Here is a 25,261-nt window from a genome sequence, read left to right on the forward strand (position 1 = left end):
AAATGTATTACGGTTGTAGAGAATCCCTCTCAGCATGTTTTTCTTCTTTACCCTTATTCGCCCCCGAACATTTAGTGTTTGGGGGCTTTTTTTATGCTCCCATAAACTCACTATCAAAGTAGAACTTATCCATTAAGTTATTTACAATACCGTTGAAGTAAGCGAATTTACCCTTATTCATTGTTGCTCCGGATTTAATTTTCATAACAAACTCTTTAATAGCTTTTAAGCCTATAGTAAGCTCCTGGTCTTTAGTAAATGCTTTATCACCTGTAGAGAAGTTAGTAGTTTTATTACACTGTCTTACGACCTTCCACAGTTCTTGAATTGTTTTTGATTCAGAATAAAAAGAGCTAGTTAAAGAAACGAAACGTTCTGGAACCCAGTGAGCAACAAAATCAGCCGCACTTTGAACCATCATGTTACCGTGAACCAAAGTTTTTTAGAAACTATTCCCGCGAAATTTGAAGTATAATATTGCCAGCCCCTTTTTATTAACTCATAAACTTTCCGTAAATACGTCATTTTTATACATCGTAACTGGTAAGAACTATTTCATTTCTTTATACTCTAATTCTTTTAACACTTTTTTTATAAAATAACCTTATTTCATCACTGTTAAAAATCCAACCTCTATTTAATTTTCCTGATATTTTATTAATAGATGGATACTTATCATTATTGTGTAATGCAATAGCAGTCCCTCGTATTTCAGAAAAGGTCCTTTCACTACAAGCGACCTTTTAATTATCTTTAAAATGCTTATACCGTTTAGATATTATATTCCACAGTTCAGGAATGTTTTCATATATATTCCTTACTATATCCATACTCATTTGCTAGAGCATTCTGACTTAGTTCTATATACAATTCTTCATTCGAAATTTTAGTGAGAATTTTTTGTTTCTAAAATTAAAAGGAATTTCATTAAGTCTTGAGGGATTTAAACAATGGTTTAGCTTAGTTTATATAGCCTTCTTTCGAAACGTATTTACTACACTTATACAAACTGAAATCGGAGGATTATCTAAGATTTCTCATTCTCTGTTTACTTGCTTTGAGCGAATTTAATAGATAATTGATATTATGTTTCATTAGGATGCTAGAGATATCAGGTGTCATTAATTCCTATTGAAAATGTGCTAAGGACAATGGCTAATAGCCTTGTCCTTTTTTTTTGACTTTCATATTTTATTGTATATTGGTTTTTATATCAAAATGTTTGATACCCAACCAGAGTAAATTCAAACTTGATTTCAGAGCCGATAAATAACTTTAAGAGGTGGAAAACTATGTATTGCGATGACGAGTACGAGATATATAAAAAGAAATATATATAAAATATAAAAGTAGAATTAGAAGACCTTCAATTTCAACTCCAACAACAAAAACAACAACAAAAACAACTTCAAGCTCAACTTCAGCGCCAAGAACAAAACCAGGCACAGACACAAAATGATACAGATACTATATCAAATGTAGGAAATCCCACTATTAATATTAATGTCGATAATTGTTCTGAGCGCAAGGAAGCTAGGAAAAAGCATTATAGGGAACAGGATGACTGTTGTTCTGATTACACTAAAGATGAGAAAAAACATCATAAAAAACATAATGATTCCTGTTGTAATTATATAAGCTTAGAGAGACAGGTTAATAACTCCGCAAATGATGTAACAAATTTCCCACGAATAACCCAAAGTGAGACAAGCCTTGCTCATTTTAAAAATTTTATACTTTATGGATTTAATGATAGTAATAATAGTCCTCCAAGCTTTTCAGGGTTCGCTTTCTCTAACGATTTAGGTAATACTTGGACTGATGGTGGTTTTATACCATTAAATCCAGGAGGGATCAATGCTGGTGATCCTGTGATAACTGTAGATAGAAATGGTGTTTTCTATTATGGTCAAATTGGGACAGAAAATATACCCGGTCGCCGACAAGATGTAATCAGCGTTTCAACAGGAACTATTAATCCTAACGGAGCAATAACAATGAATCGACCTCAAATCGTTGGGCGGGGACAAAATCCTCCTGCTATGGATAATCCCAACACATTTTTGCAAGATAAAGAGTGGATTACAGTAGGACCTGATGCGAATAATCCAGGTAATGAAGCACTGTATATTACGTGGACTGATTTTACGACGCCTACACCTAGCATCCTTTTTTCAAAATATACAACAGGAGTCAACTTAGCACCTATCATTACAGACCAAGTTATTATTCCTGATTTACCTAAACAATCATATCGAAATGGCGTAGGTGCTTATGAAGGTGTTGTGGCACATTCTACAGCAACTCCAGAAGCTCCAGCTATTAATATTCAAAAATATGAGTCTCGTACATGGCGTAGCGCATTCGTTCATTATGCGGTAGATTGGAACGAAACAATTCAAATTGCGGATACAAAATACATTGCCTATGGTGCAGGACCAGGTGCAAATAAACGTTTTGTACATGTTGAGCTTTGCGAGACAAGGGACTATGATAAATTTAAGCGTTCATATGAGAAATACGTTAAATTATTAGCTGAAATCTTAAAAGATAACAATCTATCTGTAGAAAAAGGATTGTGGACTCACTATGATGTAACGAAGTATCTTGGTGGAACAGATCATGAAGATCCACTTGATTACTTACGCAGTCATGGTGTATCAGAAGCTCAATTCCGCGCTCATGTGCAACGCGCATACAATAATTCTAGTGTGGATGTTTCTGTTCCTGAAAAACCATCTAAACCTGGTGAACCAATCGCTAATGTGGAAGGCATTGCATATATTGAAGGTTACAATGTAAATCTTCGCAAAGGACCGGATGCAAGTTATTCTGTTATTCGTCAGTTGAACAAACCGGAAGCTTATAAAGTATTTGGTGAAAAAGATGGTTGGTTAAATCTTGGAGGGAATCAGTGGATTAAATACAATCCTTCTTACATGAAGTTTGAGAAGAAAGAACCAGTTAATCCGATTGCAGGAAAACGTGTTGTTTCTAAAGTGGACAACCTACGTTTCTATGATTCTCCATCTTGGCAAGATAAAAATGTTGCTGGTACTTTAGATACTGGATTAGGCTTTACAATCGATGCAAAGGTTACAGTCAATGGTTCACCACAATATAAAGTACACAATAGCAAAGGGAAAACATACTATGTTACTGCAAACGAAGCTTATGTATATGTAAAGTCACACTAAATCCGGCTCTTATGAGGCGTTTTTTTTATTGTTGCTTCCAAGGTAATATTCTGACAATTATGTAGAAAATGTTCTTATTCACTTTTTTTTACATTTTTTTGCTACTATTTAATGTAAGACTATTTCTAAAAAAAGGAAGGGATTATATGTACGTTCCAGTAAAGGGGAATGAAAAAGCAACAAAATTACTTAATGACTGGTATCAAGCAATGCTGTCACAACAGTATTTAAAAGCGGCTAACCTTAAAGAAGAAATTGACGAACAAATTAACATTTTGAAAAGAGAAGAAAATACAGAATTACAAGACCAAAATTTATTATTATATTATTTTTTATTAGATTTTAGATACAAAATATTAACTGAAGGTATTAATATCTCTCATGGTGAATTTGATAAAATTGAAAATCTGAATAAACCAGTCGATAATTATTTAACATATTATTACCATTTCTATAAAGCAATATATAATACAATGTTATCTAATTACATGGAAGCTGGGGAGCATTTTGAAAAGGCTGAAGAATTTTTAGAATACGTACCTGATGAATTAGAAAAGGCTGAATTTAACTATCGTTTAGCAGCATTCTACTATCAAACATATAAGCCACTTCCTTCTATTTCGTATATCAATAAAGCAAGAGAAGTTTTCTGTAAAAATGAAGGATATGAAATTAATGTTGCTCTATGTGAGAACGTATTAGGGCTGACGTGTATTCAGATAAGACAGTTCGAACAAGCGGAAGAACATCTAAACGCCGCTATAGGCATTGTTAAAAAGAGTGATAACATTGAATTACTGTCACGCCTTAGAAATAATATAGGCTGGTTATATGCTAGTCAAGGACTTTCTACTTTAGCAATTCGCCATTTATCAGAAGTAACAAGTAATTTATCAAAGCACTATAAAGCGGCATTCTTACAAGCGAGGGAACATTATAAACTGGGTGAATACAATGCCGCTAATACTTTAATTGAACAAGGGATTACAGCTTGTTCACAAGTAGAAAATAAAGAATATATACATCGTTTCAGTATACTTAAGGAAATGAATAATAAGTCTGATTCATTAACATTAGAAAAAGCCATAGTAGCAGGGTTATTATACTTTGAAGTAGAAGATTTAACACGATGTGTTCAAGAATATGCTGAAATTTTAGCGAATGTTTTCTATCAAGAAGAAGAACACGAAAAAGCAAGTAGGTACTTCCACATGAGTAATGAAGCAAGGAAAAAATATGAAGAAAAAGGGGCGTTAGTGTAATGAAAAAATTAAAAACAATTGTTTTATTATCGGTTATGGCATTTGGTTTCCTAGCAATGGCTGAAGGTGATACACCAGCACCACAAAGACCTGATTTAACTTATAGTCACGCTGATTTACAATAGAAACAAAAAAGAAGAACGTTTACCCTCACTAAAAGGCGTTCTTCTTCTTTTTTATTCTTCTACACTTTCCACATCTTCATATGGTTTATGTATGTACTGTAAACCGTAACCAGCCTTCATAACTATTTCTTCAGCCTTTCCAAGAAATTCTTCACCATATTCAGTGTAACGGTATTTCGCATAGATTCGGATAACAAAATTATATTCCTTTGTTTCAGGGTATCTTTCAAATACTTCACCGCTTTCTACAAAAGCCATACATGTATGAATTTTCTCTATCAGTAATGAGATATGCCCATCTTCGTTTTTCCAGTCTTCTTCATCAGTAATAATAAGGTATGCTATTTTTTCATCTTTATCATAGCCCATAAAGTCAATCTCATCTAATTCTCGCAAACCCATATATACACCTCATTATTCTTCATTATATAAGCAGTCTAAGAAATCAACAAAAGTGTTACTGATTACTGCCATTTCATCTAAATCCATTCCCATTAAAGGTATTTCAATTATTTGAGTTTCCCCGCTTTTTTCAAAAAAACCGTAAGCTACATTCCCACCGTCAGAACCAAACAAAGTGACTCCTGGTGCAAATTCTTTTACTTCGTAGCCCTCGTTATGCTGTATTAAAACATCAATTGACCACAATTGTAGATATCCATTTTCACCAATCGCACCTTCTGCCCTGTTCGATTCTAGCATAAAAGAAATATAGTCTGTTGGAAAACTTATATTCAATTGAGATTCAATTACAGTGATATTTTCTAATGATGTAGGTTGTTCCAAATCCATATCTTCAATGTATTTATGAAATATATTATCCATGATTATTCATTCTCCTTTATCTTTTTTAACTCTCTCATAAGTCTGTTCCAATAGTTATTATACTGATAGTGTTCTGGGGGTGATAATGGAATTTTATTTGCTAAATCTGTAGGACTACCGCCGTATCTTACGGGGTGAATTTCATGGATTTGTTTTCCTTTAAATTCAGGATTTTCTCTATGAATCTTCCTATTAGCACTATTTGCCGCTTTTCTTGCTTGGTTATATTCTTCAATTTCTGTGAATGATGATAATTTGTGGAAGGATTCTTCACTTGCTATAACATCAATGCGCTCTTTCATAGTCTCCAGGCTCCTTTGTAAAACAAAAAAGCAACAGAATGCCCAATTGTAAGCAAACTGTTGCTAGGGAGCTCTTACGTACTGTAAAATAGTCCGTAAGAGTACAGCAAGTGTTTGCCTATCCAGAGTAGGCGGACGGTATATATAGTGTTGGCGCACTGTATATACACGCTTTGCTTTTTGTTTTTATTTGAGAAGATGCCCGGTAATTGCCCGAAAGATGCCCGATTTTACCTAGTATATATTGATTCGTTTTGCGGTGACAAAATTATAAAACGTTGATAAATCAATGTTTTACGTTGAACTTGCGTTGTATCCATAGTTCAAAATATGTTCCGCACGCAAGTTCACCAATGGGAACGCGATCAATATATGTCTCTATACTAAGAGTGAGAGGCCTTGATACTACGTGAATATACCCCTGTCAAGTAGACATTAGAGAAAAGACCTATATGGTTATGCACTTTTTATCACCTAAGTTCGATATTCTATCGGACTCAGGTGATTTAGTTTTTCTTGAAATCGTTCTGTGTTATAAAAATAAATGTACTCTTGTACGGCTTTCATTATTTCTTCTTTTGTCTGGAAGTTGTGTAAGTACAAACATTCTGATTTGAGGTGTCCAAAGAAATTTTCTATGCAAGCATTGTCTAAACAATTTCTTTTATTATTAATTGCTTCTGGCGATAACTCTGATCATACTTCTAGTAACTGACCATCATACATAACTCCAGCTAATCGATCCTCTTTTATAAAGATATAAGCTTGTTCTATAGCTAATTTTAATAAAATATTTTGTCTTAACATTGTGTAAACATCATCTAATGTAAATTCTTGAATTGTTTTATTTAAAAGCTTTTTATGCCATTTATCAAATTTTGAATTGACTTGAAAAGAATCCTCTATATTATATATTTCTTTTAACAATGACTGTTTAACATCCATTATTCGATGCCTCCATATGTTTTGGGAAAACAGGTTTCATTCTAATGATAGAAATCACCATACGCCTTTAAATAAACGTATCAAACTCATTAGATTTGGGCGGAGTGGATGCTTTTTTCATGAGTTTCTCCCATAATTGTACGGATTTGTTCCATTCTGATGTGGCATGATGGTTTCGGTAAATAACATTTTCATAACTAAGAGTGAGCTTTTGCATGTCAGTCGAATTGTAAAGAGTATCTACAAGGATTGCGTATTCTCTCAATGTTTGACTTTCATTACGGGGAATGCCGGTTCTTGCCAATTGTTTTAAAAGTGCGCTGTACGCTTTTGAATAAACGGCATCTCCCTTTCGGTATCTATAGAAGAAAATGATAAAAAATACGAACCACTTTATTCTAGTAGTAAAAAGGGTATAGCCAATTATGCTCATTGATATGATACAAAGGAACAAGTACCACCATGAAAATTCTTTTTTTGATTTAATAATTTTTTCGTTAGATGGGATTTCTGTATCTTCTATTAAATTTTTTTGTTTGGCTTCTTGGTTTCGTTGTGGAACCTGTTCATTGCTAGGTATCGTGGTTACGCTATTTGATGAAGTAGAAGCTGAAGTGTCTTGTGTAAAGTTATAAGGGTTACTAAAGCCCTTTGTTGGTTCGAATGGGACCCATCCGTATCCTGGAAAGTATACCTCCACCCAAGAGTGTGCGTTGTTATTAGTGATTGTGTACATGTTCTCATACCCTGAATTAGTTAATTTGTTTTCAAGAGTGCCTCCTGTATATCCCTTTACCCAGCGTGCAGGAATTCCGATAGAGCGAAGTAAAACGATCATAGATGTTGAAAAGTTATTACAGTATCCGCTTTTTGTATCAAATATAAACTGATCTACATAATCTTGATCTGTTCTTGGAATCTTAACCTGTTCTGTTTCATATACAAAGGAATGATCTGTGAAATAGCTTTCGATAGCCAATACTTGATCATAGCGATTGCTTTTATCTTTTGTAAGATGTATTGCCAAGTCTTTTACCCTCTTTGGTAACGAGTTGGGTAGTTGTGTATACTTTGCTATAAAATAAGGGCTTGCCTCTAAATCCTCAGCCGCTTTTACAGCTTTTAAGTTTTCGATGGAAAAATGAGGAGTCTCATAAGCCACCTTATATTTATTTAAGGTGGTGGAAGATCTTTCTTTCACTATATCAATTTTTTCCGAAAAAAGATCTGCGCTGAATGATACATCAGAAGCAGCCTCAACCGCTATTAACCCTGTGGGATAAATAAGGTGAGGGGAGTCTTTTTGCATAATGATAATCGCTTCGGCAGCTTCTGTTTTTGTATTCCGCTCATACCAAGTCACTACGTTGTTTTTATTCTTAAAAGAAATTTTTTTGGGGCTTTCAGAAATTTCCCAACCTTTACCGGTATAAAAGTCTTTTGTTTCCACTCTCCAATATTGGCTGTTTTGCATTTGCGCCGTGAAAACAATTGTGTCATCCAATTTAAAAGGACCGCCTAATTGAGAGTCATCTATACCGTAACCGACTTTGCTGATTCCTGCTTCTTTATTCGCTGAAGGTGAATCGAATTTAAAAAAAGTATCGATATTAGGCCATTGAGGGGCAGGTTTTGGAGAAAAATATCCAAAGGTGATCGCAAGTATAATAGATACAGCAGTCGGTACGAGCAATTTCGATGTAAATTTGTTCTGCTTTTGCAAGTTCTCGGATGTTTTTATGCGTTCAGCATGGAGGAGACTGAGCATGAAAAAGCCGATTATAATTGTACGAATGATCGCGTTATTCATGTCGTATAAGCCGAATATATCAAAAATCGTGATATAAATAATGGTTAATGTAAGAAATAAGAGCCCGCGTTTTTGACGAATAATCCAATAGAGGATAAGGAAGCACAAAAACCAGAGAAATAGAAAAAATAAGAAGGTCTGAAAAGCTTTGGAAAGCCCCTGCCAGTTTGCTTGAAAGAGTAGAGTGATATTATGAAAAAAATCAGCCGAAAATTCCATCAACCAGGCAGGATTAATAAAAGCTCCTTTATAATCTACCGAATGAATCATAAATAAGATGATTACAACCTTTACAGAAATTTGGAATCGTACTTGAAAAAAAGAGAGAGCGAAGCAAATTCCTACAAATCCTTTAAATAGGTTCAGTCTTACCATATCTGTAACCTCTATAAGCGGCTGTAACCATTCTAATAAAATGAGAAAACCGAATATATGCATTAGGAAACTGCTAATATCTCGTTTATTAGTTGAAGGTAATGTGATCATTGGTTCACCTCAAAAAATACATTTGCATAATGATTCTCATAAACCGCTTTCACAAATATTTTTTGTTTTCGCAGTGTTTCGAGTACGTTTAGTTCCCGATTTGAGAGTTGATGTGCTTTTTCCTTGACGACAAATACCATCAGCTTACTGTTTTTCAATGATATACTTTCAGCAATTTTTTGGATATCGGGAGAAAGATTACTTGTTACAAGTACGAATGTTACTGGTTGATAGATTTTCTTTAACTCCATTTCTATAGTTTGAGAGAGCGGGAGCATACTGTCTGCTTGTACTCTTGCTAAATGACAGAAAATTCTCTGTAATTGTGTCTCTCTATGATGTAAAGGGAGTACGGTTTGTTCTTTTCCGGTGGATATGAATGATACTTGTGAATCCTGTTTTAAGATAGATCTCATGAGAGAAGCTGTAAACGTAACGACCAATTCGAACAGGGGAGAGGGCGTTCTGTCCATAACAATCACGACATCATGACTTCGCTGTTGTTCAAACTCTTTCGTCATAATATTATTTTTTCGAGCAGTTGCCTTCCAATCGATCCATGAAAAACGGTCACCGGGTTTATAACCTCTGACACCAGCTGAGACTGTTGTATCTCTTGCTACATTCACATTTGAGGAGAGTGCACCTTGTTCGAAATAGTTTTCCACTTGTCTATAAGCTATGTCTACATATTGAGGGTACACTAAAAAATTATCGGGAACTGAAAAGATTGTCTCTTTTTCAATAATCCCGAATACATCACCAGTTTTTACACGCACATTCGAAAAGGTGTGTTCTCCTCTAGGGATTGCGTCGATTATATATTGGTATGAAATATTTCGTTTGAATCCTGGAAATAATATCACTTTTGCACTTTTTGTTTGTTTGCGATTTTTAAACTCCATGGGGAGCACCTCTTCTATAATTAAATACAGCAAGGGAAAGGGAATTTTTCGTTTTATTGTAATAGTGCCTACGAATTGTTGTCCAGCTGTGTACTCCTTTTGATTTGTTATACGTCTCACTTCAGTGTTCCATAGGGCACAAAAGGGCAACAATAATGAATAAAGACTGAATGGAATAAAGCTGTAAAATAGAAACCAACTTACGAATTCTCCTTGTAACATTGCGTATATAAATGTTAAAGCAACGAATAAAACAATCGACGATATTTTTCCGACATTATGAGCTGCTCGTAATAGCTGTTTCATCAGGAGTTTTTTGCCTTTTGAGCCGGAACTGGAGTCCGGGCGAGAATCTTTGTAATGACGCTTTCTGGCGTTAGCCCTTCAAATTTCGCCTCTATTTTTAAAATGATTCTATGGGACAAAACATATGGAGCTAAAAATTTAACATCATCCGGAATGACATGGTCCCTGCCATTTATGAGCGCATACGCCTGTGAAGCTTTCATCAAAGCAATGGAACCACGCGGACTAGCTCCTAATTGAACGGAGTTATAAGAGCGGGTTTGGTTAACGAGTTTTACGATGTAGTGCTTAATGGCCTTGGAAGTATATATTTCTCGTATGTTTTGTTGTAATTGTAGCAATTCTCCTATTGTAATAACGGCTTGTAAATGAGAAATAGGCTTTGTTTTTTCTGTACGATTTAAAACCTCAAACTCTTCTTCCGGTGTGGGATAGCCCATTTTTAGCTTTAGTAAGAAACGGTCAAGCTGAGCTTCTGGTAAAGGATATGTTCCCTCATATTCAATTGGGTTTTGGGTAGCTATTACAAAAAATGGTTTCGGTAAAGGTCTTGTTGTCCCATCTACTGTTATATTGCCTTCCTCCATACTTTCAAGCAAGGCTGATTGCGTTTTCGGTGATGTACGGTTAATTTCGTCAGCTAGCACGATATTTCCCATAATAGGTCCTGGCATAAATTTAAATTGAAATTCTTTCGGATTATAAATAGAAACACCTGTTACATCTGATGGCAGTAAATCAGGAGTGAATTGAATTCGTTTGAAATCTGCATCGATGGATTTGGCAAGGGCTTGCACCATCATTGTTTTCCCAACACCTGGAACATCTTCTAATAGTACATGACCTTCAGCTAAGAGAGCCGCTAAGGTAAGGGTGATTTCCTTCCGCTTTCCGACCATCGCTTTCTCAATATTATTGATTATCTTTTCTACAACTGGATGTAAAGAATCGAGTTGCGTCATCGTACTCCTCCCAATTTCATTTTCTTTTTAGTTCATTCAAATTATCCCACTATTTGTGGACGGTAAAATCCCACCTCAAAATTCAGCGAAAACAGAGAGGTTAGGTGGGGGATGAAGAAAACCATCGCTGATTAAAGTTTCACTTTATTGTGATAAGTATGGTCTATGTAAATAACTCGTGTAAAACAAAATTTGTTTTTAGGTATTTGTTGCAGAAAAAATCCAACCTAAGGAGCAATTGAAGAAACTTTTCCTGAAACGGTTGGTACTGTTGAGGAATTGATTTCTTGTTATTACATAATAAGTTCTATGTCATTTAAAGAAATCCTACTCTACGTTTTTAAATTATATTGTTTTGAATCTAGTCGTATATAAATGAAATTTGGTTCTTCGGTTGTGTGGAAATTAATAAGCGAGGTGCACTAGTGAAATATTTCTCAGCAAATAACGTTGAGCTACCATTTTGTGTCGAGGATAAGGTGAGATAATTGAATTTATAAAAATAGGGAGGGACAAGCAATTGTATGAGCTGTCCCTAACAAACACCACTTTGAGTAGAGTTTGTATTGAAAATTACTGTTTGTTTAATGTTCTATTAAGTTAGATAAAGGAATTTCTTGCTCATTTTGAGGCTCGTTAAGGGGATAAATTCTAGCTGTTTCATTATTTTCATCTACATTTTGAATGTAAATTGCAACTCCATTATAGGTTACATTAGCCATAATCGGTGAAGCTGCAATCTCTTGTGCGCGTTGTTTGTTCATTATAATGACCTCCTTTTGACTTATAACAGTAATAATATTTGCTTTAAACTACTTCATTATTCTTAATTCTCAATAGTAAGCAAATAGGTATGAAATTTACTTTTAAGCATATAAGTTTATAAATTCTATCTTTATGGACAAGTGGTGAGTAGGATAGGAAAAGCTGATTTTGTTTCAGGGTTTGTACCTAATCAGCTTCAGGTAATAAATAGAATAAAGGAAAGTTCACATGTTAGCAGAATATGAGCTTTCGCATTTTATATATTGTTTTTGAAAACAGTATATTCGGAATTCAAGTTGTTATTTTTGGGGGTATAGTAAATATTACCGATTAATATACACAATTATAGTAAAGATGCTTTTAAGGGCATTAGGGGGGGGAATGACTAAAGGGCAACAACCTATTCCTGATCACTTTGTTATGGATACACAGCGGGCTATGTTACTTCCGCCGGAATTGAAAGTTGCACCTTCTGAATCATTAACAGAACAATTATGTATTGAAAGGTCCTTAACTGAAAATCAATTTTGGTTACGGATTATGAAGGAACATGCACTTTTTCTTAGTGAAGGATTTAATCGGAAAGATAAAAATCTAATTCAACAAGTAGAGCAGTTTTATCATCTTTTTGATCGACATTTACAAAAAGCATTCTCTATTCCTCAAACTGTTCAAGCAGTTAGGCAATTAAATGAAGAAAGTATTCAACTAGTTTATGCATTTCGTAATTATAAAAGAAACCTTTTAATTTTGATTATTAATTGTAAGGTAAGTGGTTTCAATTTTCCATTATTAGTAGATCATGTTGCCAGAGAAGCAGAATATTTTATACGGACCCTTCAGAAATTTAATGAAGGAAAAATGGATCCAATTCAGGACGCGATAATAAGTGAAAATGTGTTTTGGCTCAGAATTATGATGGAGCACTCTCGTTTTATTGCCTCTTTACTTGATCAATCCGAGCGGAATTTAGTTCATACTGCTTTAAAATTTGGTAATGATTTTGAAGTCCTACTCGGTCAAGCGAGAGACGTTGAATCAATGTTGTATCAAAAACAACCGACATATCCGATTATTGGAAAGATGAATAAAGATAGTGAAAATGCAACAGTTGAGTTGAGGAACTTCAAAAAAGCTGGATTAGAGCTTATCCAGACATGTCAAATTAAAAGTGTAATTAATCCGTTACTAGCTGATCATGTTACAAGGGAAGCTGAACATTTCTTATTTATGATTCATGTGCTAGAAGAAAGATTGAAACAAAAACAATTGCAACAATTGATGGAATAAGTGTTCTGTCATCAAGAGTACTATATACTAGAACATGTATCTATCAGACACGTTTACTGCAAAGCTCACTTTTTCATCATGCAAAGGGTAGTGATTTCTATGAGAGGAAATTACTACCCTTTTTCGTATACTTATTTTTCTACATAAATTTATCTCGTTATTTGCGGCCAGTAAAACTCTTATCTCAAAAGTCAGCAAGGGAAAAAGTTGGTAGGAAGATTAACTGCCTGTGAAAGTCCAATTGGTGAAGGGAAATAATCAGTAGGTGATGGAGAAAAAAGCTAGCACAGGTATTTAATTATAAATCATGTATGAGAAATATTATTTTTTCATTTTATATGGGAATCATAGCTAAAAAGGATGGTGGAAATATGACAATCGATCGAATTTGTACAATTGGTCCAGCAAGCAATAATAAAGAGACATTAGCTCAGTTAATAAAACAGGGTATGAAAATTGTTCGGTTAAATCTATCACACGGTTCACATGAAAGTCATCAAGAAATAATTCATTTAGTAAAGTCTTTAGATGATTCCATAAAAATCCTAGGTGATTTACAAGGGCCTAAAATAAGATTGGGTGTAATCAAGGAGGAACAAATTACCCTTCAAGCGGAGGATCCTTTTATTTTATATACTCAATCCGTTACTGGAAGTAAAGAAGGAGCGAGTGTTGATTATTCTGGGATTGCTAATGATGTGAAAGTTGGAAATAGAATCCTTATTAACGATGGACAAGTTGAATTAATTGTTGAAAAAGTTAGTATGGAAAAAATAGAAACGAAAGTGAAAATAGGTGGCGATATCGCTTCGCATAAAGGGGTGAATTTACCAGGAGCAAACGTTAGCTTGCCGGCTATTACGGAGAAGGATCAAAAAGATATTCGGTTTCTTCTAGGTGAGGGTGTGGATTTTATTGCGTGTTCATTTGTTAGAAAACCTTCTCATATAAAGGAAATTCGAAACTTTATACATCAATATAAAGAAACTTCCCCCAATTTAATTGCAAAAATAGAAACGATAGAAGCAATCGAGAATTTTCAAGATATGTGCAAAGAAGCGGATGGAATTATGATTGCAAGGGGGGATTTAGGTGTGGAATTACCGTATCAATTTATTCCGCTTTTGCAAAAAATGATGATTCATGAGTGCAATCGAACAAATACATATGTGATTACAGCGACGCAAATGCTTCAATCTATGGTGGATCATTCTATTCCTACAAGAGCTGAGGTGACTGATGTATTCCAGGCTGTACTGGATGGAACGAATGCGGTTATGCTTTCTGCTGAAAGTGCATCAGGTGGTCATCCAATTGAAAGTGTTAAAACATTGCGTCTCGTTTCTGAATTTGCTGAGCATGTAAAAAAAGATGGTCCTTTTGTTATGAAAGATGTACTAGAATTGTTCCGTAAATCTCTTTAGTATATAAGGCTGCATTAACCGCTCAGCTTAAAAAGGGAAATATTACTTTTCATAATTAAATATGAAAAATGCATCCTTTTATTTTGAGGAATTTATTGAGTCTTAGCTTTCTCAAGATGTGGTAAGATTACGAAGTACTGTTGACATTTCTGCATAATTTTATCCCACTATCCATGGGCAGTAAGCACTACAGCTTAAGGTTCATAGGGGAATGAATTGATAACTGCTCGTAAAAGAGCTGGACTGGTGAAGGCCTTCCATCAGTGAGAGATAAAGCTCTCCCCCACTGATGGAAGCTTCACTATATTAAGTTTCACACAATGTACAAAAATTAACTAATTACACTATGGTAATATTATTAATGTAATAATGTGAATTTAGAATATGATGAGGAGGATAAAATATGACGACTTGGTTTATAGTTATGTTAATTCTTTTCGGTGCTTTAAAAATAGTAGTGACGAGTATGCCCACTTCTGTTATAGAGTCTATTATCGGTAGATTTGAACTGCACCCGCAATTGAATAATGAGGCTGTTACCGTAACGATTGATGGAAAGCGTTTAGAAGGGGAAGAAAAAATTCAAATTGTTGATTATTTTAACGAAGCGATATTTTTAGAAAAATATTATTTTCCTCCACACAGCAGTGGAACGCCATTGGTTATTGATACGAAAAAAGGGAAAAATGATGTTAGGTTTTCTGTGTACAGGTATGACGATCACGTTGATGTAGTCAAGCAGTATAAGAAGAAAGTGGTCGCGTATAGTCTACGTTCTAAAAGCCTTCAAAATTGTTCAATGTTAGTAGCCGGAAATTTAGCTTAAAGAGATCGTTAAAGAGACGGTCTTTTTTTTATTACATATGAAATGTTAAAAAGTAACATTCTTGAAATAGCATATGGGGGCGAAGGACTTAGAGTAGATATCCCCGTTGTTACGTTTTTTCATAGCCATGGAAAAACGTGAGTATTTAACTGATTTGGTTTAAAGAAATGTAACACTAGGAAATGGTAGAGTGAAAATTAGCGGACAAACATCTGCAGGAGACGATACAATTGAATCGAATTAAAAATAGACCAGGCTAACTGGTCTATTTTTAATGTAAATCACGATATACACCGATTACTTTTCCGATAACAGAAACTCTATCTAAAATGATGGGTTCTAAAGAAGAGTTTTCAGGTTGTAAACGGAAGTGATCTTTTTCTTTGTAAAAACGTTTTACAGTTGCTTCGTTATCTTCTGTTAAAGCAACGACAATTTCTCCGTTATATGCAGAATGTTGCTGACGAACAACAACTAAATCTCCGTCTAAGATACCTGCTTCAATCATGCTATCCCCAGAAATTCGTAACATAAACACTTGATCTGCTCCAGCAACAACGCTTGCAGGTAGTGGGAAATGCTCTTCTACACTTTCAACTGCTGTAATTGGTAAACCAGCTGTAACTTTTCCGACAATTGGGACTTGAACAACTGATTGTGTTTCTGTTTCGATTTTTACTTCTCCTAAAATTTCAATAGCTCTCGGTTTTGTTGGATCACGTCGAATATAACCTTTTTCTTCTAGACGTGATAAATGTCCGTGCACCGTAGAACTAGAAGCAAGGCCAACCGCTTGACCAATTTCGCGTACGGAAGGTGGATAACCTTTTTCTTGTACTTTTAGCTTAATGAAGTCGAGAATGTCTTGCTGGCGTTTTGTTAACTTTTCCATGTTTTTTAACACCTCGTTTTCTTTCAATTTTCTTACTTATAAGTATAACATGGGAAAAAACATTCTACAAACATAAGTTCGAACAAAAAAGTGATTTGTGATACACTAAAGTAAAAATTGAAGTGAGGAAGAGGGTTTTAAAATGAATGCAATTATTTATGCCCGTGTAAGCACAACAAAAGAAGCGCAAGAAACGTCATTATCACGTCAAAAAGATGAATTATTGCATTTAGCTAAGCGGTATCAAATGAATGTTATAAAGGTGTTTGAGGAGAAGGCAAGCGGCTATACAATTGAACGAGATGGTATATTAGAAGTATTGGATATGATTCGAGCTGAACAGGTCGATGTGCTTCTTATTCAAGATGAAACAAGGCTTGGAAGAGGAAATGCAAAGATTGCTTTAATGCACTGTTTACATAAAGAAGGGATAAAGGTATATACGCATACACATAATGGCGAATTACAACTTTCTGATTCAGATTCTATGGTACTAGATATTATTGGTATAGTTGAAGAATATCAGAGAAAGATTCATAATTTGAAAATTAAACGTGGAATGCAGCGAGCGGTGGATAGGGGATTTCGTCCAGAAAAAAATTTAACAAATCGTCATTTAAGTACAGGCCGTGAAAAGAAAGAAGTACCGATTGAAGAAATTGTGCGTCTTCGTCGTAATGAATTAACATTTGAGGAAATTGCTGCAACACTTCGTGGTTTTGGTCATGATGTATCCAAAGCAACAGTACATCGCAGATACGTGGAATACACGAAGCAACTGCTTGATAAACAAGACTAACTATTGTATGATAATAATCAGTTTTAAGTAGAAAGGGGATTCGAGATGCTAAGTCACGAACTCATTGAACGCATTAATTTCTTAGCGAAAAAAGCAAAAGCTGAAGGATTAACTGAAGAAGAACAACGTGAGCGCCAATCGCTCCGTGAACAATATTTAAAAGGATTTCGCCAAAATATGTTAAACGAATTAAAAGGCATTAAAATCGTTAATGAAGAAGGTAAAGATGTTACACCGGCGAAATTAAAGGCATTAAAAAAACAAGATAATGCAAAGTTGAATTAAAAGATGGGCGAAGCCCATCTTTTTTGATTTTAATAGAATTGTTTATTATGGTATTACCAAAAACGAGAAGAAGGGGGCAGGAATAGTGGTTCACTTATTTTGCTCGTTTTTGTTCAGAATTAGACTCTTTGGCTAAATTCCTTCATAAAGTGAAAGATAATGAAGGATACCTTTTGCATTTTTGAATGTAATCTTTTTTCCATCGGGGTGACCACATATAAAAACATTATTTTTTTCTAAATAAAGCTGAAATAAAAGAAATAGCAGTTGCAATAAATAAAGAAATAACGGCAATAAAAAACAAGAGGATCGCCATGAAACTATATAGATATCCTAATCCTTCACTTATTATAATTGCGCCCTGATCAAAATATAGTATGCAAAATGTAGCGCTGGAGAAAATAAGCATGAGGACACCTGGGATGTATTTATGGGGTGATTTTAATTTGACTGAAAAATAAATAGAAAGAATTGAAATGAGGGTCAAAACCATTATAAAGGTGTAAGAAGCTATTCCTTCACTCATTATTTCGCATTCCTCCGTTTTTATTTAATCTATACGATTAAAATTAATATATATTCATTTTAATGATATGTTGTGAATAGAGGGGACGATATGGAGTGGATAGAATATTTGCTAAAAATTTTTACGAGTCACGTATAAAAAATATAGATAATTCCCTTTATTGTTAATAAATGAATAATAAAAAAGTATAGCAGATTGAAACCCTATACATTGTGGAATTTCGTATTTTTTTTGAACAAACTCGAAAAAACATCAACATATTTGTCGATACATGTTGTATAATCTTGCGTGGGAAGCTATCATATAAATGTGTAAAACGTTTACTAATATAAGCGAAGGGAAGAATAGCATGTCACATTCAATCGAACAACTTTCTATCAACACGATTCGCACATTATCCATTGATGCGATTGAAAAAGCAAACTCTGGTCATCCAGGAATGCCAATGGGTGCAGCACCAATGGCTTATACATTATGGACGCAATTTATGAAACATAATCCAAATAACCCAACGTGGTTTAACCGTGATCGTTTCGTATTATCTGCAGGTCATGGTTCAATGTTATTATACAGTTTACTTCATCTATCTGGTTACGATGTAACAATGGATGATTTAAAGAACTTCCGCCAATGGGGAAGTAAAACTCCAGGACATCCTGAGTATGGTCATACAGCAGGCGTAGATGCAACAACTGGTCCACTTGGACAAGGTATTTCAACAGCAGTTGGTATGGCAATGGCTGAGAGACATTTAGCAGCGAAGTATAACCGTGATGCATACAACGTAGTTGATCATTATACATATGCAATTTGCGGTGATGGTGATTTAATGGAAGGCGTTTCTGCTGAAGCATCTTCATTAGCTGCTCACTTAGGATTAGGTCGCCTTGTTGTATTATATGATTCTAACGATATTTCATTAGATGGTGATTTAAATCGCTCATTCTCTGAAAGTGTAGAAGATCGTTATAAAGCATACGGCTGGCAAGTAATCCGTGTTGAGGATGGAAACGATGTTGAAGCGATTGCAAAAGCGATTGAGGAAGCAAAAGCTGATGAAAACCGCCCAACGCTAATTGAAGTAAGAACAACAATCGGTTTCGGTTCTCCAAATAAATCAGGAAAATCAGCTTCACACGGTTCTCCACTAGGTGTAGACGAAACAAAATTAACAAAAGAAGCGTATGCTTGGACGGCTGAACAAGACTTCCATGTATCAGAAGAAGTATATGAGAACTTCCGTAAAACGGTACAAGATGTTGGCGAAACAGCTCAAACTGAATGGAATACAATGCTTGGTGAATATGCACAAGCATATCCAGAATTAGCTAATGAATTACAAGCAGCAATGAAAGGTCTTCTTCCAGAAGGTTGGGATAAAAACTTACCAACTTATGAATTAGGATCAAAAACAGCAACTCGTTCTTCTTCAGGTACTGTAATTAACGCGATTGCAGAAGCTGTACCATCATTCTTTGGTGGATCTGCAGACCTTGCTGGTTCTAACAAAACATACATGAATAACGAAAAAGACTTCACAAGAGCTGACTACAGTGGTAAAAACATTTGGTACGGTGTACGTGAGTTCGCAATGGGCGCAGCAATGAACGGTATCGCGCTTCATGGTGGCTTAAAAACTTACGGTGGTACGTTCTTCGTATTCTCTGATTACTTACGTCCAGCAATCCGTCTTGCAGCATTAATGCAATTGCCTGTAACATATGTGTTTACACATGACAGTATCGCTGTTGGAGAAGATGGACCAACGCATGAACCAGTTGAACAATTAGCGGCGCTTCGTGCGATGCCAAACGTATCTGTTCTTCGTCCTGCTGACGGTAACGAGTCAGTTGCAGCTTGGAAATTGGCTTTAGAATCTACAAACAAACCAACTGCATTAATCTTAACTCGTCAAGATCTTCCAACATTAGAAGGTGCATTAGACGATACGTATGAAAAAGTTGCAAAAGGTGCGTATGTAATTTCTGCAAGCAAGAAAGAAACTGCTGATGTAATCTTACTTGCAAGTGGTTCTGAAGTAAGTTTAGCGGTTGAAGCGCAAAAAGTATTAGCAGAAAATGGTGTTGATGCAGCTGTTGTCAGCATGCCATCTATGGATCGCTTTGAAGCACAATCTGCTGAATATAAAGAATCTGTATTACCAAAAGCAGTAACAAAACGCTTCGCAATCGAAATGGGTGCTACTTTCGGATGGCACCGTTACGTTGGTCTTGAGGGAGATGTGTTAGGTATCGATACATTTGGTGCTTCTGCTCCTGGTGAAAAGATTATGGAAGAGTATGGATTCACTGTAGAAAATGTTGTTCGTAAAGTAAAAGAAATGCTTTAATGATTTGTGAAAAATCTCTCCGGCATGGAGAGATTTTTCTATGTAAATGAGTTTATTCGACAGAAAAAGTTTTTTCTTTCTCCGCAGTCAGACAATCATTGCATATTATCTTTTATATAATGTAGAGAAAAAGGTTGTCCAGTGCGGGAGGGAAAGTATGAAAACGTATGAATTGTATTTAATTCAAGAAGATATTGCGAAGGCATACTTTGGTCGGGAGTATTTGTTTTTCGATTTATTTGCTCGATTTTCAGAATCTGGTTCCCTTTCGGAAAAGAAAGTGTTATATAAGCAGATGATGTATATTACGATGCCATTACAAGTAATGAAAATTCACCATAAATTAGAACAAGCATTACGTAGTGTTGGAAAGTATAAGAGAATACACCATACGCACATATTATCTACGGGTGCAGAATATGGGGAAATAACGGTGAAATCACAATATATTCAAATGAATACATCTGGGAATGTATCGATGGAAACGACTTTCTTTGAGGTTCTTAGGAAATGTGAATTGACATTTTTGGCAATGGATTATGAGAATAAAAAGTATGGTTGGCTAAATCCTTTGAAACAAGCGCGAACATATGTGTAAAAAATGTCGAATACAATCTTGTCTTATTGAAAAGGTTTTAGTACACTGTAAGGTAGACAACATGAAGGAGGAAAATATATGTCAATTTGGGTAGTTGTTCTAGTGGGCGTATTAGCACTAGTAGCAGGCGTGGCGTTAGGATTTTTCATCGCCCGCAAATATATGATGAATTATTTACAAAAAAATCCACCAATCAATGAACAAATGTTAAAAATGATGATGATGCAAATGGGACAAAAACCATCCCAAAAGAAAATCAATCAAATGATGAGCGCAATGAACAAGCAACAAATGAAATAAGCGCTAAAGGGACACTCGATAAGAGTGTCCTTTCTTTTTGGAAAACTTTAGTGTTGAAAACTTTAAAAAATTCTGTGATTTTGATACACTGAAAACATCGCTCATTTCAGGGGAGGAGGATATGATGAAAGTATTTTTTAATTTAGCGTGGTTTTTTAAACAAGAAAAACGGGCGTATATAACGGGGATTATTTTGTTGTTTGGCGTAGCACTTCTTGAGCTTGTGGCACCAAAAGTCATTGGGATTATTGTAGACGAAATTAACAACCAGACGCTAACATTTGAAAAGTTGTTAAAGTGGGTTGTTCTTTTAGTAGTTGTTGGGATTACAATGTATATATTACGTTACATATGGCGTATTATGATTTTTGGATCTTCTTTAAAGCTCGCACGCCAATTAAGAAAGAAATTATATGAACATTTTACAAACATGAGTCCGTCATTTTATCAATCACATCGTACAGGGGACTTAATGGCACATGCAACGAATGATATTCAAGCAATTCAACAAACAGCTGGGTCGGGCGTTTTGACACTTGTGGATTCGTTAGCCGTAGGTGGATGTGTACTTGTGGCTATGGGACTTACAATTAGTTGGAAGTTAACATTGTTAAGTCTAATTCCAATGCCGATTGTAGCGATTTCAACTAATTATTATGGTACTTTATTACATAGACGCTTTCATAAAGCACAGCAAGCGTTTTCTGAGATCAATGATAAAGTCCAAGAAAGCATGAGTGGGATGAAAGTGATTCGTTCACTCGGTCAAGAAAAGGAAGATTTACAAGCATTTAGAAAAAAATCAGAAGATGTTGTACATAAAAATATGTTAGTTGCACGTATCGATTCACTATTTGATCCAACAATTTCTCTTATTGTCGGTTTTTCATTCTTAATCGCTGTATGTTATGGATCACTATTAGTTGTTCGTGGAGAACTGACAGTTGGTGAATTAATTACATTTACAACATATTTAGGGACACTTGTTTGGCCGATGCTTGCATTTGGTTGGCTATTTAATATTATGGAACGTGGTCGTGCTTCATATGACCGTGTGGAAAAAATATTATCTCAAACTTCAGATGTGGTGAATAAGGAGAGCGCAGTACAAAATGTAGCAAGCGGTGACATTACGTTTGCAATCGATACATTTTCCTATAAGAAAAATGAAATAATTAATTTAGAAGATATTCATTTTACGCTAAAAAAGGGTGAAACATTAGGTATTGTTGGCCGAACTGGTGCAGGGAAAACGACATTACTAAAATGTTTAATTCGAGAATATGATCATTTTAATGGAGCATTGCAAGTTGGAGGAAAAGATATTCGTGATATGACGCTTCACGGTATTCGATCGGCTATTTCGTATGTCCCTCAAGACCATTTCTTATTTTCAGCAAGTATAGGTGAAAATATTGCATTTGGAAAGGTGGATGCTATGCATAAAGACATTACGCATGCTGCGAATATTGCTTGTATTCATGATGATATTATGCAATTTCCAGAAAGGTATGACACGGTAGTAGGGGAACGCGGGGTTTCTTTATCAGGTGGACAAAAACAGCGGATTTCAATTGCACGTGCTTTATTAACAAATGCTGAAATTTTAATTTTAGACGATTGTTTATCTGCAGTTGATGCAAAAACAGAAGAAACAATTTTAACGGCATTGAAACGAGAAAGAGCACAAAAAACAACAATAATTACAGCACACAGATTAAGTGCTATCCAACATGCAAATCTTATTCTTGTTGTTGATGAAGGGAAAATTGTAGAGCGTGGTACGCATGAACAACTAATGGGGCAAGAAGGTTGGTATAAAGAGATGTATGAAAGTCAGCAGTTAGAAGCGTTAGTTGAGAAGGGAGGCATATAATGGCTGAGAAAAAAAGAAGCGATTTATGGCGATTACTTTCTTATATGAAACCATATAAAGGCTTATTAGCACTGGCATTTCTATTTCTAGTTGGTGCAACTTTCACAGAAATGATGGGGCCATTTTTAATTAAGCAGTTTCTTGATGAACATTTAGTTCCACGGAACTTTGAACAATCAGCACTTGTAACCCTATTTGTTGTATATATGATTGCTCATTTATTAAAGGTTTTATTTACGTATTTAAATTTACTATATTTCCAAAATATTGCGTTTAAAATTGTGCAAGACATGCGGGTTGAAGTGTATGAACATGTACAAAAGTTGTCATTAAGCTTTTTTGATCGTACGCCAATTGGTACTCTCGTATCTCGTATTACTAATGATACGGAAGCAATTAAAGATTTCTATGTGAGTGTGTTATCAACATTTGTAAAAAATGTTGTGTTTTTAATCGGGATTTTGGTGGCAATGTTTTTACTTGATGTGAAGCTTGCTTTATGTTCTCTTATATTAATTCCAATTATGCTTACAATTATGACGATGTATCGCAAGAAAAGCTCTATTTTTTATTTGGAGCTACGGAATCAATTAAGTATTTTAAATGCTAAGCTCAATGAATCGATTCAAGGTATGAATATCGTGCAAGTATTTCGCCAAGAAAAACGGATGCGAAAAGAATTTGAAGAAGTGAACGATAAGCATTACGGTGCTGGGCGCCGTACGTTAAAACTAGATGCGTTATTTTTACGCCCAGCAACAGACCTTGTTCATATTATGGCTATCGCTTTAGTGCTTGCATTATTTGGCTTTAACGCCTTGAATAGTCCAGTTGAAGTTGGGGTATTATATGCTTTTGTTAATTATATTCATCGTTTTTTCCAACCTGTAAATGAAATGATGATGAAACTTTCTTTCTTTCAGCAAGCGCTTGTTTCTTCCTCACGTGTCTTTCATTTGATGGATGAAAAAGATTTAGCCCCTGTTCAACAAGGAAATGGAGAGTCAAAAGTGGATGAAGGAGAAATTGAATTTAAAGATGTTACATTTTCCTATGATGGAAAGCGTGATGTTTTGAAAAATGTATCTTTTCATGTGAAGCCTGGGCAAACGGTTGCTTTTGTTGGGCATACTGGAAGTGGGAAGAGCACGATTATGAACTTATTGATGCGTTTTTATGATATTAAGTCAGGCAATATTTTAATAGACGGGGTAAACTTAGAAAAATATGAAGAGCAGGAAATTCGAAAGAAAATTGGGCTTGTACTTCAAGATGCATTCTTGTTTGCTGGAAACGTAAAACAAAACATTCGTATGTATAATGAAAGTATTACGGATGAAGAGGTAGAAGAAGCTGCTAGATTTGTGCAAGCGAATATATTTATTGAAAAGTTACCAGAGCGATATAATACAGAAGTAGTAGAAAGAGGAGCTGCGTTCTCAAGTGGGCAAAGGCAACTCATCGCGTTTGCGAGAACAATTGCTACAAATCCGAAAGTATTAGTATTAGACGAAGCAACAGCAAATATTGATACAGAAACAGAAGAAGCGATTCAAACAGCACTGCAGCGCATGCGAAAAGGTAGAACAACAATTGCGATTGCGCACCGCTTATCTACTATTCAAGATTCTGATCAAATCTTTGTTATGCATGATGGAGAAATTGTAGAAAGAGGAACGCATCAAGAATTACTGAGTAAGCAAGGATTGTATTACAACATGTATTTACTTCAGAATAAAGGGAGCCTTCAGAATGCCTTATAATATTGAGGTTTTGAAGGCCTCTTTTTTATTCTCTTAAAAATGCCTCTATCTCTATAATTTTTGTTATGCCCCACATACTGAATTCGTAGTGATACTCTGTTCGTTCAATACATACACCGAATGCTACATTATCTCCAACTAAATAAAATTTTTGAGAGAGTTCCTATCATACCGATTATAACTGCTTTTTTCAGTTGTCTTTCTTAATTTAATATTATTATCAAGAAAATCTGTGAGCTTTTTATTGAGAAACATTTGTACTATTGATGAGTGAAAGGAATTAAGATGCATAGGAAGAATACTGTTTATAAAGAATAAGACGATGTGTTCAAACTATCATACTCATTAATTGAATAAATATGACCCTTAGAAATTTTAGAAGCAAAGGAGTCTTGGGAATTATAGAAGTAATGGTATTGCAATAGCATAGCAATTTATAAAC

Annotated in this window: 24 protein-coding genes and 4 pseudogenes; 14 read left to right on the forward strand and 14 right to left on the reverse strand. The window is 35.0% G+C overall.

The genetic code is table 11. The features are described from left to right. Window positions 1–91: 91 nt before the first annotated feature. Window positions 92–403: pseudogene (locus tag CN288_RS04875) on the reverse strand (helix-turn-helix domain-containing protein); the annotation flags it as partial. A gap of 515 nt (window positions 404–918) precedes the next feature. On the opposite strand from CN288_RS04875, the pseudogene CN288_RS29990 reads away from it, so the two are divergent. Beyond that, a pseudogene (locus tag CN288_RS29990) lies at window positions 919–1,068 on the forward strand (IS4 family transposase); the annotation flags it as partial. Between the two features lie 222 nt (window positions 1,069–1,290). Here the strand turns inward: CN288_RS29990 and CN288_RS28620 are convergent. Then, the gene (locus CN288_RS28620; protein WP_176527645.1) at window positions 1,291–1,452 is read right to left on the reverse strand and encodes a hypothetical protein; all 162 of its coding nucleotides are present in this window, start codon (window positions 1,450–1,452) and stop codon (window positions 1,291–1,293) included. 713 nt (window positions 1,453–2,165) lie between these two features. Here CN288_RS28620 and CN288_RS04880 point away from each other — a divergent pair. The 3 genes from CN288_RS04880 to CN288_RS29430 all read left to right on the forward strand — a co-directional run bounded on the left by CN288_RS04880 (window position 2,166) and on the right by CN288_RS29430 (window position 4,584). Continuing rightward, window positions 2,166–3,197, forward strand: coding sequence for an N-acetylmuramoyl-L-alanine amidase (locus CN288_RS04880; RefSeq protein ID WP_441296547.1), 1,032 nt, complete (start codon window positions 2,166–2,168; stop codon window positions 3,195–3,197). A gap of 146 nt (window positions 3,198–3,343) precedes the next feature. Next, window positions 3,344–4,459, forward strand: coding sequence for a response regulator aspartate phosphatase (locus CN288_RS04885; protein ID WP_098301845.1), 1,116 nt, complete (start codon window positions 3,344–3,346; stop codon window positions 4,457–4,459). Continuing rightward, window positions 4,459–4,584: a hypothetical protein gene (locus CN288_RS29430; protein WP_255259948.1), complete on the forward strand. Its 126-nt coding sequence runs from the start codon at window positions 4,459–4,461 to the stop codon at window positions 4,582–4,584. Before CN288_RS04885 ends, CN288_RS29430 begins: the two co-directional genes overlap by 1 nt. A 51-nt stretch (window positions 4,585–4,635) precedes the next feature. Here CN288_RS29430 and CN288_RS04890 read toward each other — a convergent pair whose 3' ends face one another. From CN288_RS04890 to CN288_RS04930, 9 genes and pseudogenes are all read right to left on the reverse strand, one after another. Next, entirely contained in the window at window positions 4,636–4,986 is a 351-nt protein-coding gene (locus tag CN288_RS04890) for a DUF6572 domain-containing protein (RefSeq protein ID WP_098301846.1), read from the reverse strand. Window positions 4,987–4,998: 12 nt separating this feature from the next. Beyond that, a complete protein-coding gene (locus tag CN288_RS04895) occupies window positions 4,999–5,409 on the reverse strand; it encodes an SMI1/KNR4 family protein (RefSeq protein WP_098301847.1) in 411 nt (136 codons plus the stop codon). A gap of 2 nt (window positions 5,410–5,411) precedes the next feature. Then, window positions 5,412–5,711, reverse strand: coding sequence for a hypothetical protein (locus CN288_RS04900; protein ID WP_098301848.1), 300 nt, complete (start codon window positions 5,709–5,711; stop codon window positions 5,412–5,414). A 474-nt stretch (window positions 5,712–6,185) separates the two neighbouring features. Then, window positions 6,186–6,371 (reverse strand): annotated as a pseudogene (locus tag CN288_RS04905) (IS3 family transposase); the annotation flags it as partial. A gap of 36 nt (window positions 6,372–6,407) precedes the next feature. Next, window positions 6,408–6,656, reverse strand: coding sequence for a contact-dependent growth inhibition system immunity protein (locus tag CN288_RS04910; RefSeq protein WP_090686949.1), 249 nt, complete (start codon window positions 6,654–6,656; stop codon window positions 6,408–6,410). 67 nt (window positions 6,657–6,723) lie between these two features. After that, on the reverse strand, window positions 6,724–8,952 hold the full coding sequence (locus tag CN288_RS04915; RefSeq protein ID WP_098301850.1) for a DUF4129 domain-containing transglutaminase family protein: 2,229 nt from the start codon (window positions 8,950–8,952) through the stop codon (window positions 6,724–6,726). Beyond that, entirely contained in the window at window positions 8,949–10,163 is a 1,215-nt protein-coding gene (locus CN288_RS04920) for a DUF58 domain-containing protein (protein WP_026592644.1), read from the reverse strand. Before CN288_RS04920 ends, CN288_RS04915 begins: the two co-directional genes overlap by 4 nt. Continuing rightward, window positions 10,163–11,125, reverse strand: coding sequence for an AAA family ATPase (locus CN288_RS04925; RefSeq protein WP_098301851.1), 963 nt, complete (start codon window positions 11,123–11,125; stop codon window positions 10,163–10,165). The genes CN288_RS04920 and CN288_RS04925 overlap by 1 nt, the downstream gene beginning before the upstream one ends. A gap of 584 nt (window positions 11,126–11,709) precedes the next feature. After that, on the reverse strand, window positions 11,710–11,889 hold the full coding sequence (locus tag CN288_RS04930; protein ID WP_026592646.1) for a small acid-soluble spore protein H: 180 nt from the start codon (window positions 11,887–11,889) through the stop codon (window positions 11,710–11,712). 382 nt (window positions 11,890–12,271) lie between these two features. On the opposite strand from CN288_RS04930, the gene CN288_RS04935 reads away from it, so the two are divergent. The 3 genes from CN288_RS04935 (at window position 12,272) to CN288_RS04945 (ending at window position 15,430) form a co-directional block, all read left to right on the forward strand. Next, window positions 12,272–13,180 carry a DUF2935 domain-containing protein gene (locus CN288_RS04935; RefSeq protein WP_098301852.1) on the forward strand — a complete coding sequence of 303 codons (909 nt, stop codon included), beginning with the start codon at window positions 12,272–12,274 and terminating at the stop codon, window positions 13,178–13,180. A 338-nt stretch (window positions 13,181–13,518) separates the two neighbouring features. Continuing rightward, window positions 13,519–14,604: a pyruvate kinase gene (locus CN288_RS04940; protein WP_081811059.1), complete on the forward strand. Its 1,086-nt coding sequence runs from the start codon at window positions 13,519–13,521 to the stop codon at window positions 14,602–14,604. A gap of 403 nt (window positions 14,605–15,007) precedes the next feature. Next, on the forward strand, window positions 15,008–15,430 hold the full coding sequence (locus tag CN288_RS04945) for a YfmQ family protein (RefSeq protein WP_026592649.1): 423 nt from the start codon (window positions 15,008–15,010) through the stop codon (window positions 15,428–15,430). Window positions 15,431–15,701: 271 nt separating this feature from the next. On the opposite strand, the gene lexA is transcribed toward CN288_RS04945, so the two are convergent. Next, the gene (gene lexA / locus CN288_RS04950) at window positions 15,702–16,322 is read right to left on the reverse strand and encodes a transcriptional repressor LexA (protein ID WP_026592650.1); all 621 of its coding nucleotides are present in this window, start codon (window positions 16,320–16,322) and stop codon (window positions 15,702–15,704) included. 142 nt (window positions 16,323–16,464) lie between these two features. Between lexA and CN288_RS04955 the strand changes: the two genes are divergently transcribed. Beyond that, a complete protein-coding gene (locus tag CN288_RS04955; protein WP_026592651.1) occupies window positions 16,465–17,121 on the forward strand; it encodes a YneB family resolvase-like protein in 657 nt (218 codons plus the stop codon). A gap of 45 nt (window positions 17,122–17,166) precedes the next feature. After that, on the forward strand, window positions 17,167–17,406 hold the full coding sequence (locus CN288_RS04960) for a DUF896 domain-containing protein (protein ID WP_026592652.1): 240 nt from the start codon (window positions 17,167–17,169) through the stop codon (window positions 17,404–17,406). 226 nt (window positions 17,407–17,632) lie between these two features. On the opposite strand, the gene CN288_RS04965 is transcribed toward CN288_RS04960, so the two are convergent. After that, on the reverse strand, window positions 17,633–17,932 hold the full coding sequence (locus tag CN288_RS04965) for a hypothetical protein (RefSeq protein WP_026592653.1): 300 nt from the start codon (window positions 17,930–17,932) through the stop codon (window positions 17,633–17,635). A gap of 349 nt (window positions 17,933–18,281) precedes the next feature. On the opposite strand from CN288_RS04965, the gene tkt reads away from it, so the two are divergent. From tkt to CN288_RS04990, 5 genes are all read left to right on the forward strand, one after another. Further along, entirely contained in the window at window positions 18,282–20,282 is a 2,001-nt protein-coding gene (tkt, locus tag CN288_RS04970; RefSeq protein WP_026592654.1) for a transketolase, read from the forward strand. Between the two features lie 157 nt (window positions 20,283–20,439). Further along, window positions 20,440–20,880, forward strand: a complete 441-nt coding sequence (gene sirA / locus CN288_RS04975) for a sporulation inhibitor of replication protein SirA (RefSeq protein ID WP_026592655.1) — start codon at window positions 20,440–20,442, stop codon at window positions 20,878–20,880. 78 nt (window positions 20,881–20,958) lie between these two features. Then, complete coding sequence (locus CN288_RS04980; protein WP_003199214.1) at window positions 20,959–21,180, forward strand: YneF family protein; 222 nt, start codon at window positions 20,959–20,961, stop codon at window positions 21,178–21,180. Between the two features lie 124 nt (window positions 21,181–21,304). Beyond that, window positions 21,305–23,056 carry an ABC transporter transmembrane domain-containing protein gene (locus tag CN288_RS04985; RefSeq protein WP_026592656.1) on the forward strand — a complete coding sequence of 584 codons (1,752 nt, stop codon included), beginning with the start codon at window positions 21,305–21,307 and terminating at the stop codon, window positions 23,054–23,056. Then, window positions 23,056–24,819 carry an ABC transporter ATP-binding protein gene (locus CN288_RS04990; protein ID WP_026592657.1) on the forward strand — a complete coding sequence of 588 codons (1,764 nt, stop codon included), beginning with the start codon at window positions 23,056–23,058 and terminating at the stop codon, window positions 24,817–24,819. The genes CN288_RS04985 and CN288_RS04990 overlap by 1 nt, the downstream gene beginning before the upstream one ends. A gap of 25 nt (window positions 24,820–24,844) precedes the next feature. On the opposite strand, the pseudogene CN288_RS30185 reads toward CN288_RS04990, so the two are convergent. Continuing rightward, window positions 24,845–24,967: pseudogene (locus CN288_RS30185) on the reverse strand (YxiF family protein); the annotation flags it as partial. Between the last annotated feature and the right edge of the window lie 294 nt (window positions 24,968–25,261).

The organism is Bacillus sp. AFS023182 (assembly GCF_002560575.1).
Classification (GTDB): Bacteria; Bacillota; Bacilli; order Bacillales; family Bacillaceae_G; genus Bacillus_A; species Bacillus_A arachidis.